Annotated in this window: 17 protein-coding genes; 9 read left to right on the forward strand and 8 right to left on the reverse strand. The window is 40.5% G+C overall.

Annotated elements, in window-relative coordinates; all coding sequences use genetic code 11:
- Positions 1–25: 25 nt before the first annotated feature.
- Positions 26–505: a DUF2947 domain-containing protein gene (locus tag I6E69_RS11425; protein WP_002958965.1), complete on the reverse strand. Its 480-nt coding sequence runs from the start codon at positions 503–505 to the stop codon at positions 26–28.
- Positions 506–565: 60 nt separating this feature from the next.
- Here I6E69_RS11425 and I6E69_RS11430 point away from each other — a divergent pair, with 60 nt between their 5' ends.
- From I6E69_RS11430 to I6E69_RS11445, 4 genes are read left to right on the forward strand one after another with little or no spacing between them, the layout of a single operon-like run.
- Entirely contained in the window at positions 566–805 is a 240-nt protein-coding gene (locus I6E69_RS11430) for a DUF1653 domain-containing protein (RefSeq protein WP_138489539.1), read from the forward strand.
- A 52-nt stretch (positions 806–857) separates the two neighbouring features.
- Positions 858–1,706 carry a MoxR family ATPase gene (locus tag I6E69_RS11435; protein ID WP_024610526.1) on the forward strand — a complete coding sequence of 283 codons (849 nt, stop codon included), beginning with the start codon at positions 858–860 and terminating at the stop codon, positions 1,704–1,706.
- A 1-nt stretch (position 1,707) separates the two neighbouring features.
- Positions 1,708–2,895 (forward strand): VWA domain-containing protein, encoded by a 1,188-nt coding sequence (locus I6E69_RS11440; protein WP_197121286.1) that lies wholly within the window; start codon positions 1,708–1,710, stop codon positions 2,893–2,895.
- A 9-nt stretch (positions 2,896–2,904) separates the two neighbouring features.
- Positions 2,905–3,666: a hypothetical protein gene (locus tag I6E69_RS11445; protein WP_002958969.1), complete on the forward strand. Its 762-nt coding sequence runs from the start codon at positions 2,905–2,907 to the stop codon at positions 3,664–3,666.
- Positions 3,667–3,792: 126 nt separating this feature from the next.
- On the opposite strand, the gene I6E69_RS11450 is transcribed toward I6E69_RS11445, so the two are convergent.
- From I6E69_RS11450 to tkt, 7 genes are all read right to left on the reverse strand, one after another.
- Positions 3,793–4,107 (reverse strand): DNA-binding transcriptional regulator, encoded by a 315-nt coding sequence (locus I6E69_RS11450; protein WP_039486714.1) that lies wholly within the window; start codon positions 4,105–4,107, stop codon positions 3,793–3,795.
- Complete coding sequence (locus tag I6E69_RS11455; RefSeq protein ID WP_039486712.1) at positions 4,094–4,426, reverse strand: type II toxin-antitoxin system RelE/ParE family toxin; 333 nt, start codon at positions 4,424–4,426, stop codon at positions 4,094–4,096. The genes I6E69_RS11450 and I6E69_RS11455 overlap by 14 nt, the downstream gene beginning before the upstream one ends.
- A 77-nt stretch (positions 4,427–4,503) precedes the next feature.
- A complete protein-coding gene (locus tag I6E69_RS11460; RefSeq protein ID WP_197121287.1) occupies positions 4,504–4,959 on the reverse strand; it encodes a GNAT family N-acetyltransferase in 456 nt (151 codons plus the stop codon).
- Between the two features lie 71 nt (positions 4,960–5,030).
- Positions 5,031–6,206, reverse strand: a complete 1,176-nt coding sequence (locus I6E69_RS11465; RefSeq protein ID WP_197121305.1) for an NRAMP family divalent metal transporter — start codon at positions 6,204–6,206, stop codon at positions 5,031–5,033.
- Between the two features lie 202 nt (positions 6,207–6,408).
- Positions 6,409–6,765 (reverse strand): ribosome-associated translation inhibitor RaiA, encoded by a 357-nt coding sequence (gene raiA / locus I6E69_RS11470; RefSeq protein ID WP_007376058.1) that lies wholly within the window; start codon positions 6,763–6,765, stop codon positions 6,409–6,411.
- 177 nt (positions 6,766–6,942) lie between these two features.
- Positions 6,943–7,257 carry a pyrimidine/purine nucleoside phosphorylase gene (locus I6E69_RS11475; protein ID WP_002958974.1) on the reverse strand — a complete coding sequence of 105 codons (315 nt, stop codon included), beginning with the start codon at positions 7,255–7,257 and terminating at the stop codon, positions 6,943–6,945.
- 184 nt (positions 7,258–7,441) lie between these two features.
- Positions 7,442–9,433, reverse strand: coding sequence for a transketolase (gene tkt, locus I6E69_RS11480; RefSeq protein ID WP_197121288.1), 1,992 nt, complete (start codon positions 9,431–9,433; stop codon positions 7,442–7,444).
- Positions 9,434–9,737: 304 nt separating this feature from the next.
- Here tkt and metK point away from each other — a divergent pair, with 304 nt between their 5' ends.
- From metK to serA, 5 genes are all read left to right on the forward strand, one after another.
- Entirely contained in the window at positions 9,738–10,889 is a 1,152-nt protein-coding gene (metK, locus tag I6E69_RS11485) for a methionine adenosyltransferase (RefSeq protein WP_002958976.1), read from the forward strand.
- A 175-nt stretch (positions 10,890–11,064) separates the two neighbouring features.
- Positions 11,065–11,613, forward strand: a complete 549-nt coding sequence (locus I6E69_RS11490; RefSeq protein WP_024595234.1) for a hypothetical protein — start codon at positions 11,065–11,067, stop codon at positions 11,611–11,613.
- A gap of 18 nt (positions 11,614–11,631) precedes the next feature.
- Positions 11,632–12,228 carry a 5-formyltetrahydrofolate cyclo-ligase gene (locus I6E69_RS11495; RefSeq protein WP_197121289.1) on the forward strand — a complete coding sequence of 199 codons (597 nt, stop codon included), beginning with the start codon at positions 11,632–11,634 and terminating at the stop codon, positions 12,226–12,228.
- A gap of 53 nt (positions 12,229–12,281) precedes the next feature.
- Positions 12,282–12,935 (forward strand): ribose-5-phosphate isomerase RpiA, encoded by a 654-nt coding sequence (rpiA, locus tag I6E69_RS11500; RefSeq protein ID WP_002958979.1) that lies wholly within the window; start codon positions 12,282–12,284, stop codon positions 12,933–12,935.
- A 9-nt stretch (positions 12,936–12,944) separates the two neighbouring features.
- Positions 12,945–14,174, forward strand: coding sequence for a phosphoglycerate dehydrogenase (gene serA, locus I6E69_RS11505; RefSeq protein WP_024595232.1), 1,230 nt, complete (start codon positions 12,945–12,947; stop codon positions 14,172–14,174).
- Positions 14,175–14,178: the final 4 nt, after the last annotated feature.

Consider the following 14,178-nt stretch of genomic DNA (forward strand, 5'->3'; position numbering starts at 1 on the left):
TGTTTTTTAAGCGCAGCGCACTATTTTAAGCGCTTGGCTTTTCACCTAATTTTGCTTTACCTGATTCTAAAAATTGCACAACCGTATTACGCTTTTTACCAATCAATAAACTGCCATCAGCTAAAAACATAAAGTTTTGCCAATTGCGTTTAAATACATCAAATGTTGTTTCGATAATATTATCGCGTGCCATACAAAAATAAACCGTGGTGTTAGCTTCCCAATCTAAAAACGTTAAGATTGCTTCTGGTGGTAACGCATCGCCATTTTCCCACGCATCTTGCCAATCTACTTCTTGGCTAAAGCTTTTTTCTTGACCACACCAATCGGTGTCTTCAAAAAAATCAGGGTGATCAAACTCACGGCTCACCATGGTTGTCCAAAGTACGGCTGCGCGCTCGTCGCTCATAGGCTTTATTTTTGCTGCGTCTTCATCAGATACAGGTAAATCTTTGTGGCGAAAAACCCACGCCTTTTTGTAATCATCTAAAGAAATATAGTTCATAGTATTGGCAAATTAGTTAACATTAAAAGTGCAAAGCCAAATTATACAAGAGATCAAAACATGACTACAGCAATAAAACCACTTTCCCTAAAACCAGGCATATACCAACACTACAAAGGCCCGCAATATAAAGTTATTCATGTTGCCACCCATAGCGAAACCGAGGAACAACTTGTGATTTACCAAGCACTTTATGGTGAATTTGGTATATGGGCGCGCCCACTTAGTATGTTTTTAGAAACTGTTGAAAAAGAAGGTGAGGTCAAACAGCGTTTTGCTTATATTGGACCTGCTGCTTAACTATGGCATTATAACAAAATAACTTACTGCTCAGACCAGACAAGGGTACACCGTGCAATTTAATTCAACTGACAATTACATAGCGAGTAGCGCGCTTAAACAAGCTGTAAATGCTGCCATTATGCTCGAAAAACCACTTTTAATTAAAGGCGAACCTGGCACAGGTAAAACCATGCTGGCTGAGGAGTTGGCTAAAAGCTTAGATACCACGCTTATTCAGTGGCATATAAAATCGACCACAAAAGCGCAGCAAGGCTTATACGAGTACGATGCGGTTTCGCGCCTGCGCGACAGTCAATTAGGTGACGAGCGTGTACACAACATTAGTAACTACATCGTTAAAGGTAAGCTTTGGCAGGCATTTACGTATGCAGAGCTTAACGGCAAACGCCCAGTGCTTTTAATTGATGAAATAGACAAAGCCGACATAGAGTTTCCAAACGACTTACTACTTGAGCTCGATAAAATGGAGTTTCATGTTTATGAGACTAACGAGCGCATTGTCGCAAAAGAGCGCCCTATTGTGATCATCACATCGAATAACGAAAAAGAATTGCCGGACGCATTTTTACGCCGCTGCTTTTTTCATTACATTGATTTTCCTAGCAGCGATGAAATGCAGCAAATTATTGACGTGCACTACCCTAACGTTAAACAAGATTTAGTACGCCAAGCACTTGAGGTGTTTTTTAACTTACGTGAAGCCAATGGCCTTAAAAAGAAGCCCTCCACCAGCGAATTACTCGATTGGTTAAAGCTTTTAATGGCTGAAGACATAGACGCTAAAACACTGCACGACAAAGCTAAAAAAGGCGGATTAATGCCAATGTTTGGCGCATTACTTAAAAATGAGCAAGACATAAGCCTAATCGAAAAGCTCGCGTTTATGAGTCGTCGCTAAGATGTTGATTGCGTTTTTCTTCAAATTACGTGAATACCGCTTGCCTGTAAGCCTGCGCGAGTTACTCGATTTAATAAACGCCTTAAAAAAAGGCGTTATATTTGCCGACGTAGACGCCTTTTACCATTTAGCACGCACCATCATGGTAAAAGATGAAACGCACTTTGATCGATTCGACAAAGCCTTTAGCGACTACTTTAGCGGTATTGCCGACCTTGATTTGCTCGAGAGTTTAAAGCAACAGCACAACTTACCTGAAGATTGGCTACGTAAAGAGTTTGAAAAAAACCTAAGCGATGAAGAAAAAGCCCAACTTAAAGCCATGGGCGGGCTCGACGAGCTTATGAAAACCTTAAAAGAGCGTTTAGAAGAGCAACAAAAACGCCACGCTGGCGGTAATAAATGGGTAGGTACTGGCGGCACATCACCTTTTGGTGCATACGGCTATAACCCAGAAGGTGTGCGTATAGGGCAAGACGGCAACCGTAACCGCCAAGCAGTAAAAGTGTGGGATAAACGAGAATACAAAAACCTCGACACCGACAGAGAAATTAGTTCGCGCACAGTTAAGCTCGCCCTTAAAAAGTTACGTAAGTTTGCCCGCACAGGCGCAAGCGACACGCTTGATTTAAACGAGACTATTCGCGCTACTGCCAAACAAGGCGGCATGCTTGATGTAAAAATGGCACCCGAACGCCACAATGCAGTAAAAGTATTGATGCTGTTTGATATTGGCGGATCAATGGATGACTATATCCACACCTGCGAAGAGCTATTTAGCGCCGCTCACAGCGAGTTTAAACACTTAGAGTTTTACTACTTTCATAACTGTTTATACGAGCACGTCTGGCAAGACAACGCGCGCCGCCATTCAAACGTAATAGACACCATGACACTGATTAATAAATTTACCAGCGACTATAAAGTAATATTTGTTGGCGATGCCACTATGGGACCTTACGAAATAGCCTACCCTGGCGGCTCCGTAGAACATTACAACGAAGAGCCCGGCAGTGCATGGTTGCAACGTATAACAAATCACTTTGATAAAGTCGCCTGGCTCAACCCACAACCCGTTGAACACTGGCCGTACTATCAATCAATTGGCTTTATAAAAGAGTTAATGGGTAATAGAATGTACCCGCTGAGTTTAGATGGAATAAGTAAAGCGATAAAAGAGCTGAGTTAAAGGAATAACATGAAAAAAAGTATTTATTCAAATGAATGGCTTGTTTGTACTCTTCTCATATTAATTGGATTTATCGTGGGTATTTCTACGAATTCAATTATGGATATATTACTGAGCAAATTTAAACAGGATAGCCTTGCTAACTGGATAACTTCTATCAGTACCTTTGTAATAATGGTAGCAACTATCGCTTTAGCCTGTATAGCTTGGAAAGTAAGAAACACTTGGGTTAATGAAAAAAAATACAACTTAAGCGCTATTTTGCTAAATGATATATCTTCTTTTTACTGTATCTCTTTTGAGCTTAGAGAATCTCAAGTTCAAATTTTCGATCTATATGAACATTTGAGACTTTCAGAATATGATGATGCTGAAGCTTTTAAAATTGCTGATGAAAGAAGTTTACCTGATGCATCTTTGCAAGCTGAGCTTTCTAGAATAAAAACAGCTAGGGAGGCGAGTATTCGGGATTATGAAGAGAAATATCGCGCTCATGGCACCTTAAAAAAAGAGCAAATAAAATATAAAAACGCAGCATTAGTCAACTCATCTTTAGTTAGCTGGGGCAACGAAGCTTTAGGGCTTATAAAAAGCATAGAGATAAATACCGCAGAGTTTTACGAAACTATTTCACCAAGGTATAAGCTTCTATCAAAAACAGTGGCTGAAAATGATCTAGATATTTTGGACTTACCTAAACTAAAAGAATCGAAACTTTTTAAAAAATACGAAGGAAAATATAAATTCAGCGATGTTTATTGTGACGACTAACTTTTTCGTATTCGAAATTCATTTTTCGCTCACTACATAAAATTAACTTCTTGCATGACCAGTTCATTTTTCAATAAATAATAAATATACGAGCAAGCATCCAGTCCGCACTACCTTATTAAAACCCTACAACTCAGCTATATGGTTCAATGTTTCAGGATGTCGCTGCACAAGCTTTAACAAGGTAATTGCTTGCCCATTTGGTGCGCTTCGCCCTTGTTCCCAGTTTTCAAGCGTTCTTGCTGAAGTATGAAGAATGTTAGCAAACACACCACGCGACATATTAAATGTTTCTCGAATATTTACTATTTCATCAGGTGAGATAGCAAGATCGTTGATATCCTTTACTGCATGAGAACGTAACGTAAGCTTACCTTGTGAATGCGCTTTAGCGTCCACAAGTGCTGTAGTTAATTCTGAAAATAAATCACGTTTGCTCATTGCGCCACACCTCTAAGAATTCTTTTAATTGCTTTTTCTGATCTGCTGTTAAATCGGTGACTTCGTTTTTACTGTAAATAGTGAGCAAATAAAAACGTCTTTTATCGTCCAAGTAATAATATATAACTCTTGAACCACCACGCTTACCCTTTCCTTTGCTCGCAACTCGTATTTTACGTAAGCCGCCTGTTCCTTGAATAACATCGCCCTGTTTTGGGTTAACCATTAGATCTGCTTGAAATAAACGATACTCGTCATCACTCAAGTACAACTCTCGGTACTTTTCGAATATGTTTGATTCAACAAATAGGCTTTTCATACATTAAAGTATACGCAGATAGCGTATAAATTCAATTAAAGATTTTAAACGATTGGCGCAGGTATCTCTTGCTTTAGCTAAAGCGCTTTACTCATAAACAAGCTGTAAGGATCTAACTCATAATCACCAAATGGTTCGCACTCTTTAAAGCCAAATTGAGCGTAAAGCTTTTGTGCGGGTAAAAATGCCTTTGCAGTGCCTGTTTCTAAACTTAACTTTTTATAACCTCGCAAGGTCGCTTGCTCAATAATATGCGTGAGCAATTTAGCAGCGATGCCTTGGCGTAAATAGTTGCTTGATGTGCGCATTGATTTAATTTCGCCATGCGTTGTATTTAGTGCTTTTAAAGCGCCAACACCCGCTAAATTATTATCAATCCATAAGCTATAAAAAGTTATATCGGGCTGAGTGAGTTTACTCACATCAAGTGCATGCACGCTCTCAACGGGTGAGTGTTTTAGCATATCGTTATGATGCGCTTGTAGTAACTTTATAACGTGTGGGTTTGAAAGCTCACCTATTCTAATATCCATTTATACCTCGTTTAATCCTAGAATTTAATGCTTGAGGGCTTTAATTAAAACCCTAAAGTAAGTGGCTGTATTTAGAATGCTAGTTTCCACACTACAAATGCTACTGCAAAACCAACTAAATACACCAAACCCAGCCAACTTAAACAGCGCAGTAACACGCTGTGTTTAATATCAGGCTCTGATCGCACAAGGCTAAAGTTGAGCCATGCAAATACAGGCGTTGTAACAAATGAAAGCGTCATTGCAAAGGTAAGCATGGGGCCAAGGGCTGATTTAAAAAATAAAATAACCGCCATGCCGGCAAGTGCTTGTAGTATTAACCAAATATTTAGGCTGTGTTTTGATTGCCCAAAGCCAAGTAATTTATGAGATTCGTTAAGCGTGCGGGCGTAGCCATCAAGCACGGTGAGTGTGGTGCCAAACATGCATAAAAAAGCGATTGCTGATACAAGCGGCCTTGCCCACTCCCCTATTGTTAACGCGTACATATCAATCAGCTGCTTGGCAAAGGCAACACCACCGAGTTCTATGCTGCTGGCTTGCCCGTATTGCACTAATACACCTAAGCTAAAAAACACCAGCGCTAAGCCTGCTGTAAGCCAGTAACCTACGTTAAAATCGAACAAGCCTTGGCCTTTAGTCACCGTTTGCTGCGCTTGTTTTTCTTTTAGCCATAAAGAACTTAATGCAGATATTTCGATAGGCGCTGGCATCCAGCCCATTAAAGCCACCATAAAGCTAAGCATAGCCAGCTCGTAAGGTGATGGGCCAACATAATCAGCAGGTGCCATTGGGCCGTTACTAAATGCAATGGCAAGGGCAATCAAAGTAGCGAGCGTAAGCAGCCCCATAATGCCTTTGGCAACGTTATCTAGCGCTTTAAAGTGTCCAAGTAGCAATATAACTAAACATACACCCAGCAGCATCCAACAAAGCAAGGTTACTTCAATAACCACGGGCAGCGCGTAATGCAGTAAGCTTGCGGTAAGCAGTAATACGCCAGCGGTATTCACTACGGCGGCTACAATGTTTAAACCGATAAAACTGTAAAAATAAAACGGGCCTTTGCTTTTATAGCCCTCCACTAGGCTATTTTTAGTGGCGAGTGTGTATTCCATACCAAAGCGAAAAAACGGGTACTTTAAAACATTAACAACGAGGATAAGCCAAAATAATTGCCAGCCAAATATTGCTCCAGCCTGCGTAGAGGCAACTAAGTGAGAACCGCCAATAGCGGCTGTTGCCATGAGTATTCCAGGTCCAAGCGCACCTAGTCGAGACTTCCATACTGCTTTTGTTGTGTGCATTAATTTCTCAAAATATGTGTGTTGTGTGTTCTTTTTATTAATTTTTTTAATTAATAAACTGCAAGAACGCATAACTTACCTAAATTACAGGCAATAAAAAAGAGCCATACGGCTCTTTTTTACAATACTTTGGAACTAAATTTTATTTAAGATCCATCTCTTGGATGATCTCGTGTGCGATTTCAGGTGTAGTGCTAACAGGCTTTTCGTGTAAGTTTGCTTTTATCTGCCCTTTTCGATGTTTTAGTGCCGCATCGAGTTTTTTAGCTGCGCTTGCAATGGCAGGGTACATAACTTCGTTTTCCCCTTTTACCGATATGCGCGTGCCTTCGTAATTAGTGCTAATTTCAGCTTGGATTTTATGATGCTCTTTTGACAAAATAATATCGAGTGCAATAAGCGATGGAAAGTGGCTCTCGATTTTTGAAAATTTTTCGTTGATGTGCTCTCTAATAGAGTCAGTAACTTCAACATGGTGACCAGAAAGATTAATTTTCATAGGGTATCCTTTTATTTGTTACCTCATAAATAGTATTGGGGGCTATTTAGATTAACACAAGGAAAAAAGAGAGATATTTGAGGTTTATTTGCGGTTTTTGGTGATTTAAATCATGCGTTGTGCAAAGTTTATGCAAAGCCCATAGTGCATGGGCTTTCAGACGTCTAGCTGTATTGATTAATCTGTGTACGAACAACAGTAGTCAGCAAAATCAGATACTTTTACTTTAAAGCTTACATTTGCATCAACATTAAACGATTCACCCGCGTTAAATGTTTTCCACTCACTTGCCCCTGGTAATAAAATATCCCATTGGCCAGCTAAAAGCTCCATGCATTCTTTTTGGTTTGTATCAAAAACAAACTCACCAGGTTGCATAAAGCCTAACGTTTTCGCTTCGCCATCACCTAAAATAACGGTACGGCTCGACACTTTTCCATCAAAATATACATTGGCTTTTTTTACTACACTTACGTTATCGAACTTTGGCATTTTTAGCTCCTGCTATTAATTTAAGATTTTTATTTATAAATTTTATCGCACTACCTTGCCTGATAGCTTACTTTCTTGCAAGGAAAGCAGCATTGTTCAAGGTGAAGTTGCTTCATGTTAGGGCATAAAAAAACCCGCAACATGTGCGGGTTTTTCAATTACTTACTTTATTTAATCAAAGCGATTAAAAAAGCTCGTTTGCTTTGCTTACAATGTTTGCCACTGTAAAACCAAAGTGCTCAAACAGCTCACCAGCAGGTGCTGACTCACCAAAGGTAGTCATACCTACTACTGCGCCATTTAGACCTACGTACTTGTACCAGTAGTCAGCAATACCTGCTTCTACTGCTACGCGGCGTGTAACAGATGCCGGTAATACGCTTTCTTTATACTCTGCGCTTTGATCTTCAAAGGCATCAGTACATGGCATAGATACAACACGTACCTTTTTACCTTGGCTGCGTAGCTCAGTTGCTGAATCTTGTGCTAGTTGCACTTCAGAACCCGTTGCAATGAAAATAATTTCAGGGTTGCCGTCACAGCTAAGGATGTAACCACCCTTTTTAACGTCGCTTAATTGCTGTGCGTCACGCGCTTGTTGCTCAAGACCTTGGCGAGTAAAGATTAACGATGTAGGACCGTCTTTACGCTCAATAGCTTGTTGCCATGCAATTGCCGACTCAACTTGGTCACATGGGCGCCAGTTGTATAAGTTAGGCGTTAAACGCATGCTTGCAATTTGCTCTACTGGTTGGTGAGTTGGACCATCTTCACCTAAACCGATTGAATCGTGCGTGTATACAAAAATGCTTGGTTGCTTCATTAATGCAGCCATACGTATGGCATTTTTTGCATATTCAACAAACATTAAGAACGTAGCACCGTAAGGAATAAAGCCTTTATGAAGGGCAATACCATTCATAATTGCCGACATACCAAACTCACGTACACCGTAGTAAATGTAGTTACCGCTTGCATCGTCGTGTGTTAAGCCTTTAGAACCATCCCAAATTGTTAAGTTTGAGCCTGCTAAATCGGCTGAACCACCCATAAATTCTGGTAATAACGGACCAAATGCGTTTAATGCATTTTGTGATGCTTTACGAGACGCTGGGTTTGCAGGGTTTGCTTGTAATTGCTCAATGTACGCTTGAGATTTTTCAGCCCAATCGCCAGGCAGTTCGTTATTAATACGACGCTTGTATTCAGCTGCAAGCTCTGGGTATGCTTTTGCGTATGCTGCAAATTTTTCGTCCCAGCTTGATTCAAGCTGCTGACCTTTTTCTTTGCTATCCCATTGTGCGTAAATATCACCAGGAATTTCGAACGCATCGCCAGTCCAACCTAAGAATTCGCGAGACGCTTTAATTTCGTCATCACCTAGTGGTGCACCGTGACAATCGTGGCTACCAGATTTATTAGGTGAGCCGTAACCAATAATTGTTTTACAACAAATTAGTGATGGTTTATCGGTAACACTTTTAGCTTCTGCAATTGCAGCACTTATAGCATCGCTGTCGTGGCCATCAACACCACTGATTACATGCCAACCGTATGCTTTAAAGCGAGCTGGCGTGTCATCTGTAAACCAACCTTCTACTTCACCATCGATTGAAATGCCGTTGTCATCCCAAAATGCAACAAGTTTACCAAGACCTAATGTGCCTGCAAGTGAACCAGCTTCATGAGAAATACCTTCCATAAGGCAGCCATCGCCCATAAATGCATAGGTAAAGTGATCAACAATATCGTGACCTTCGCGGTTAAACTGTGCAGCTAGCGCTTTTTCAGCAATTGCCATACCTACGGCATTTGTGATCCCTTGACCTAATGGACCCGTAGTAGTTTCGATTCCTGGTGCATAGCCATATTCAGGGTGACCTGGTGTTTTAGAATGCATTTGACGGAAGTTTTTAATTTCGTCCAGTGGTAAGTCGTAACCACTTAGGTGCAATAGAGAATAGATAAGCATTGAACCGTGGCCGTTTGAAAGAATAAATCTGTCACGGTCAGCCCACTCTGGATTTGTTGGGTTGTGTTTTAGATAATCGCGCCATAATACTTCTGCGATATCAGCCATGCCCATAGGGGCTCCAGGGTGACCAGATTTGGCCTTTTGTACTGCGTCCATTGACAAGACGCGAATAGCATTTGCAAGTTCTTTGCGAGATGGCATGAATTCTCCTACCTTTATGTGTATTTGCGCGGGTATTTATGTGTTTGTTTATGCACCCAAGTAACTTGGGTTTGTTTATATCGACCATTCTTACTTATTGTGGGGGCTGTGTGCAATTAAAAACCCTATAAAAGTGAGGCATTATGAATATTTTTTAAGACCAAAAAGTTATTAGTAATTTTATTTAGACGTCTAGGCGTAAAAACACTATGCAAGGTGTTTTGTTTTCGATAAAATACGCCCCTTAATTTTTTAGCGCTAATACCGACGTTTGTGAAGCGCAATATTTGTGAGCAGAAATACAATGGCAAAACATTTATTTACTTCTGAATCAGTTTCTGAAGGTCATCCGGATAAAATCGCCGATCAAATCTCTGATGCGGTACTTGATGCTATCCTAGAGCAAGACTCTCATGCCCGTGTTGCGTGCGAAACTTACGTAAAAACCGGTATGGTTATGGTTGGTGGTGAAATCACTACTAGCGCATGGGTTGATATTGAAGAAATTACACGTAAAACAGTACGTGAAATTGGCTACACGCATTCAGACATGGGTTTCGATGCAGATTCATGTGCAATTTTAAACACTATTGGTAAACAGTCTCCTGACATTAACCAAGGTGTTGACCGTACTAGCCCAGAAGAACAAGGTGCTGGCGACCAAGGTCTTATGTTTGGTTACGCATGTAACGAAACAGAAGTGCTAATGCCTGCGCCAATTACTTACTCACACCGTTTAGTACAGCGCCAAGCGCAAGTACGTAAAAGCGGCGAGCTTAACTGGTTACGTCCAGATGCAAAATCTCAAGTTACTTTTGCATACGAAAATGGTAAGCCAGTAGGTATTGATGCAGTAGTACTATCTACTCAGCACAGCGAAGACATTTCGCAAAAAGATTTAGTAGAAGCGGTGATGGAAACTATCATCAAGCCGGTACTTCCTGCAGAGCTTATTACAAGCGCGACTAAATTTTTCATTAACCCGACGGGTCGCTTTGTAATTGGCGGACCAATGGGCGATTGTGGTCTAACAGGTCGTAAAATCATCGTTGATACATACGGTGGTATGGCTCGTCACGGTGGTGGTGCTTTCTCTGGTAAAGATCCATCAAAAGTTGACCGCTCAGCTGCATACGCTGCACGTTACGTTGCTAAAAACGTAGTTGCGGCTGGTCTTGCTGATAAATGTGAATTACAAGTTTCTTACGCAATCGGTGTTGCAGAGCCTACATCTATCAGCGTTGAAACGTTTGGTACCAGCAAGTTAGAAGAAAGCCGTTTAATCGAACTTATTCGTGAACACTTTGACCTGCGCCCTTACGGCTTAATTCAAATGCTTGATTTAGAGCGCCCTATCTACCTTCCTACAGCGGCTTACGGCCACTTTGGTCGTGACGAATTCCCTTGGGAACGTACAGATAAAGCTGATGCACTTCGTGCAGCTGCTGGCCTTTAAGCTAAAAGTGTTGAAGTAAATTAAAAACGGCCCTTAATAGGGCCGTTTTTGTATCTAAAACTTATCAGTTACATTGTTTGTAGTACGTCTACAAAATAACTATAAAATCAACCTCGAATTCTTTTGTACTTTAGGTATATACTCATTTCATTATAAAAGCTTTAGGGATAGTTAAATGGCCGATAACTTTCGCGTTATATTTGCAGGACTTGCCGATAACGTTGACATAAAAACAGCGTGCGCAAACTTAGCTGCAAAATTAAAAACGTCAGATGAAAAAGTAGCTCTTTTTTTTAAAGGTAAGCCGCTGTTTGCGCCAAGCGATAAAGACAAAGCGTTAAAACAGACTAAATTATTAGCAAGCCTAGGTATTAAAAGTAAGCTGCAAGCTGTTTCAAATGCGATTCAAAATAGCTCCCCCGCAGCTGCAAATAACAACCAACGTGATGAACGTATTTTTGATGCACTTGATTACATCACTAGCAGCTTAATACGCCTTGAAGAAAAGCTAGATGAGCTAGAGCAACGCCTTCCTGAAGCTCAATTAAATACACCAGACGAAAGTGTAGACGAATGGCAAAATGACGACCTAATGCTAGATGAGGATTTAGCGACTCCTAAAAAACGCAGTAACTTACTTTTATATTCATTGATTGCAACTGCCACCATTTTGCTAGTCGTACTGGCTGTTTTTTTAATTTTTCCCGATTTATTCTCTTTTTAAAAATGGCTAATTAGTTTAATGAGCAATAAACGCGCACAAATAAGAGCTGAAATTCGTAACACCCGTAAAAACTTGTCAAATAATCAGCAAATAATTGCTGCGCAATCGCTAAAAATGAATTTTATTCAACACTTAAAAAGCGAAAAAACAACGAATTCAAAGCATATTGCCATTTATTTAAGTAACGACGGAGAACTAGACACTTCATTGTTAATTAAAGAATTATGGAACTTAAACCACGTTGTTTATCTACCTATAATACACCCATTCAATGGCGCTAATTTACTATTTCAGCGCTATGAGAAAAACTCACCCATGAGGGCAAATCGCTATGGTATCTTGGAGCCTAAGCTGAACTGCTCTCAAATATGCCCATTACCAGCGCTTGATTACCTCCTTATGCCATTAGTTGCATTTGATAAACAAGGTAATCGCCTAGGAATGGGAGGTGGGTTTTACGACCGGACATTGGCGCGTTTACATGAACAAAATTGGCAAAAACCGCAACTAATTGGCCTTGCACATGAATGCCAAAAAGTTGATGCTCTACCAATCGAGTCATGGGACGTACCACTTGAAACCATTATCACCCCAGATAAAACATACTGTTGGTAACATTTAATTTTGGTTACTAACCGCATATTTCTGACATACATGAGCACAAAGCAATGACACAAGACGAATTAAAAAAAGCAGCTGCCTGGGCAGCACTCGAGTTTGTAAAAGAAAACACCATTGTAGGTGTCGGTACAGGCTCTACTGTTAATCACTTTATCGATGCCCTTGGCTCAGTAAAGGACACTATTGTAGGCGCTGTATCAAGCTCAGAAGCGTCAACTGCACGTTTGGAAGCGTTAGGTATTGAAGTGTTTGAACTTAATAACGTTGATGCTTTAGATGTATACGTTGACGGCGCTGACGAAATAAACGCTCAAAACGAAATGATTAAAGGCGGCGGCGCAGCGCTAACACGTGAAAAAATAGTAGCAGCAGTTGCAAAACAGTTTGTGTGTATTGTTGATGACACAAAGCTGGTAGATACATTGGGCGACTTCCCGCTTCCGGTAGAAGTTATTCCAATGGCGCGCAGCTACGTTGCACGAGAATTATTAAAACTTGGTGGTGACCCTGTTTATCGCCAAGGCGTAGTTACCGATAATGGTAACGTTATATTAGATGTATTTAACTTAAAAATTACCAATGCCAAACAACTTGAAACACAAATAAATTCAATTGTTGGCGTAGTTACCAACGGCCTATTTGCGATGCGAGGTGCTGATAAAGTGATTATCGGTACAAAAAATGGGCCACAAATTAAATAGGATGAGGTTATGAGTAAGGTATCGTTAGCAAAAGACAAAATTAAAATTCTCTTGCTTGAAGGTGTTCACCAAAGCGCTGTTGAAACGCTAAAACGTAACGGTTACAGCAATATCGACTACGTTAAAACATCCTTACCTGAGGACGAGCTTAAAGAGCGCATTAAAGATGTTCACTTTGTAGGACTTCGTTCTCGTACTCATATTAACCAAGCCGTATTAGACTCAGCTGAAAAGCTAGTTGCTATTGGTTGTTTTTGTATTGGTACAAACCAAGTTGATTTAGATGCAGCACGCGAACGTGGTATTGCTGTATTTAACGCTCCATTTTCTAATACTCGTTCAGTTGCTGAACTTGTACTTGGCGAAATACTACTTTTATTACGTGGTATTCCAGAGCGTAATGCAGCGGCTCATCGTGGTGGCTGGTTAAAAACAGCAAATGGTTCGTTTGAAGCACGTGGTAAAACATTAGGTATTATTGGCTACGGTCACATTGGTACTCAGCTAGGTATTATGGCTGAAAATATCGGTATGAACGTGGAGTTTTACGATATCGAAGATAAGTTATCACTGGGTAATGCAACACAAGTTCATAACCTAACTCAGCTGTTACAACGCTCTGATATTATTAGCTTACATGTACCAGAAACACCGCAAACTAAAAACCTTATTGGTACAGCAGAACTTGCAGTTATGAAGCAGGGGTCTATTTTGATCAATGCCTCACGCGGAACTGTTGTTGATATTGATGCACTTGCAGAAGCGCTTACAGAGAAAAAACTAAGTGGTGCAGCAATCGATGTGTTCCCTACTGAGCCAAAATCTAACGATGAAGAATTTGTATCGCCACTGCGCCAATTCGACAATGTTATTTTGACGCCACACATTGGTGGTTCTACACAAGAAGCGCAAGAAAACATTGGTATTGAAGTAGCGGGTAAATTGGCTAAATATTCAGATAATGGCTCAACTATTACTGCGGTTAACTTCCCTGAAGTATCGCTACCTGAGCTTGCTAATCGTAGCCGTTTATTACACGTACACCACAACCGCCCTGGTGTACTAACGCAAATTAACCAAGCGTTTGCACAGCACGGTATTAATATTGCTGCGCAATACCTACAAACAGACGCATCTATTGGTTATGTAGTTATTGATGTTGATACAGATCAATCTGAAGTAGCACTTAAAGAACTAAGCGCTGTTGAGGGTACAATTAGAGCACGTATTTTACATTAACCAT

Source organism: Pseudoalteromonas sp. NZS100 (genome assembly GCF_015864815.1).
Lineage (GTDB): Bacteria > Pseudomonadota > Gammaproteobacteria > Enterobacterales > Alteromonadaceae > Pseudoalteromonas > Pseudoalteromonas distincta.

What these genes read in the sequence shown, in the direction of transcription:
- I6E69_RS11425 (WP_002958965.1), bottom strand. Translation starts at nt 505, where the DNA reads ATGAACTATATTTCTTTAGATGATTACAAAAAGGCGTGGGTTTTTCGC.
- I6E69_RS11430 (WP_138489539.1), top strand. Translation starts at nt 566, where the DNA reads ATGACTACAGCAATAAAACCACTTTCCCTAAAACCAGGCATATACCAA.
- I6E69_RS11440 (WP_197121286.1), top strand. Translation starts at nt 1,708, where the DNA reads ATGTTGATTGCGTTTTTCTTCAAATTACGTGAATACCGCTTGCCTGTA.
- I6E69_RS11445 (WP_002958969.1), top strand. Translation starts at nt 2,905, where the DNA reads ATGAAAAAAAGTATTTATTCAAATGAATGGCTTGTTTGTACTCTTCTC.
- I6E69_RS11450 (WP_039486714.1), bottom strand. Translation starts at nt 4,107, where the DNA reads ATGAGCAAACGTGATTTATTTTCAGAATTAACTACAGCACTTGTGGAC.
- I6E69_RS11455 (WP_039486712.1), bottom strand. Translation starts at nt 4,426, where the DNA reads ATGAAAAGCCTATTTGTTGAATCAAACATATTCGAAAAGTACCGAGAG.
- I6E69_RS11460 (WP_197121287.1), bottom strand. Translation starts at nt 4,959, where the DNA reads ATGGATATTAGAATAGGTGAGCTTTCAAACCCACACGTTATAAAGTTA.
- I6E69_RS11465 (WP_197121305.1), bottom strand. Translation starts at nt 6,206, where the DNA reads ATGGCAACAGCCGCTATTGGCGGTTCTCACTTAGTTGCCTCTACGCAG.
- raiA (WP_007376058.1), bottom strand. Translation starts at nt 6,765, where the DNA reads ATGAAAATTAATCTTTCTGGTCACCATGTTGAAGTTACTGACTCTATT.
- I6E69_RS11475 (WP_002958974.1), bottom strand. Translation starts at nt 7,257, where the DNA reads ATGCCAAAGTTCGATAACGTAAGTGTAGTAAAAAAAGCCAATGTATAT.
- tkt (WP_197121288.1), bottom strand. Translation starts at nt 9,433, where the DNA reads ATGCCATCTCGCAAAGAACTTGCAAATGCTATTCGCGTCTTGTCAATG.
- metK (WP_002958976.1), top strand. Translation starts at nt 9,738, where the DNA reads ATGGCAAAACATTTATTTACTTCTGAATCAGTTTCTGAAGGTCATCCG.
- I6E69_RS11490 (WP_024595234.1), top strand. Translation starts at nt 11,065, where the DNA reads ATGGCCGATAACTTTCGCGTTATATTTGCAGGACTTGCCGATAACGTT.
- I6E69_RS11495 (WP_197121289.1), top strand. Translation starts at nt 11,632, where the DNA reads ATGAGCAATAAACGCGCACAAATAAGAGCTGAAATTCGTAACACCCGT.
- rpiA (WP_002958979.1), top strand. Translation starts at nt 12,282, where the DNA reads ATGACACAAGACGAATTAAAAAAAGCAGCTGCCTGGGCAGCACTCGAG.
- serA (WP_024595232.1), top strand. Translation starts at nt 12,945, where the DNA reads ATGAGTAAGGTATCGTTAGCAAAAGACAAAATTAAAATTCTCTTGCTT.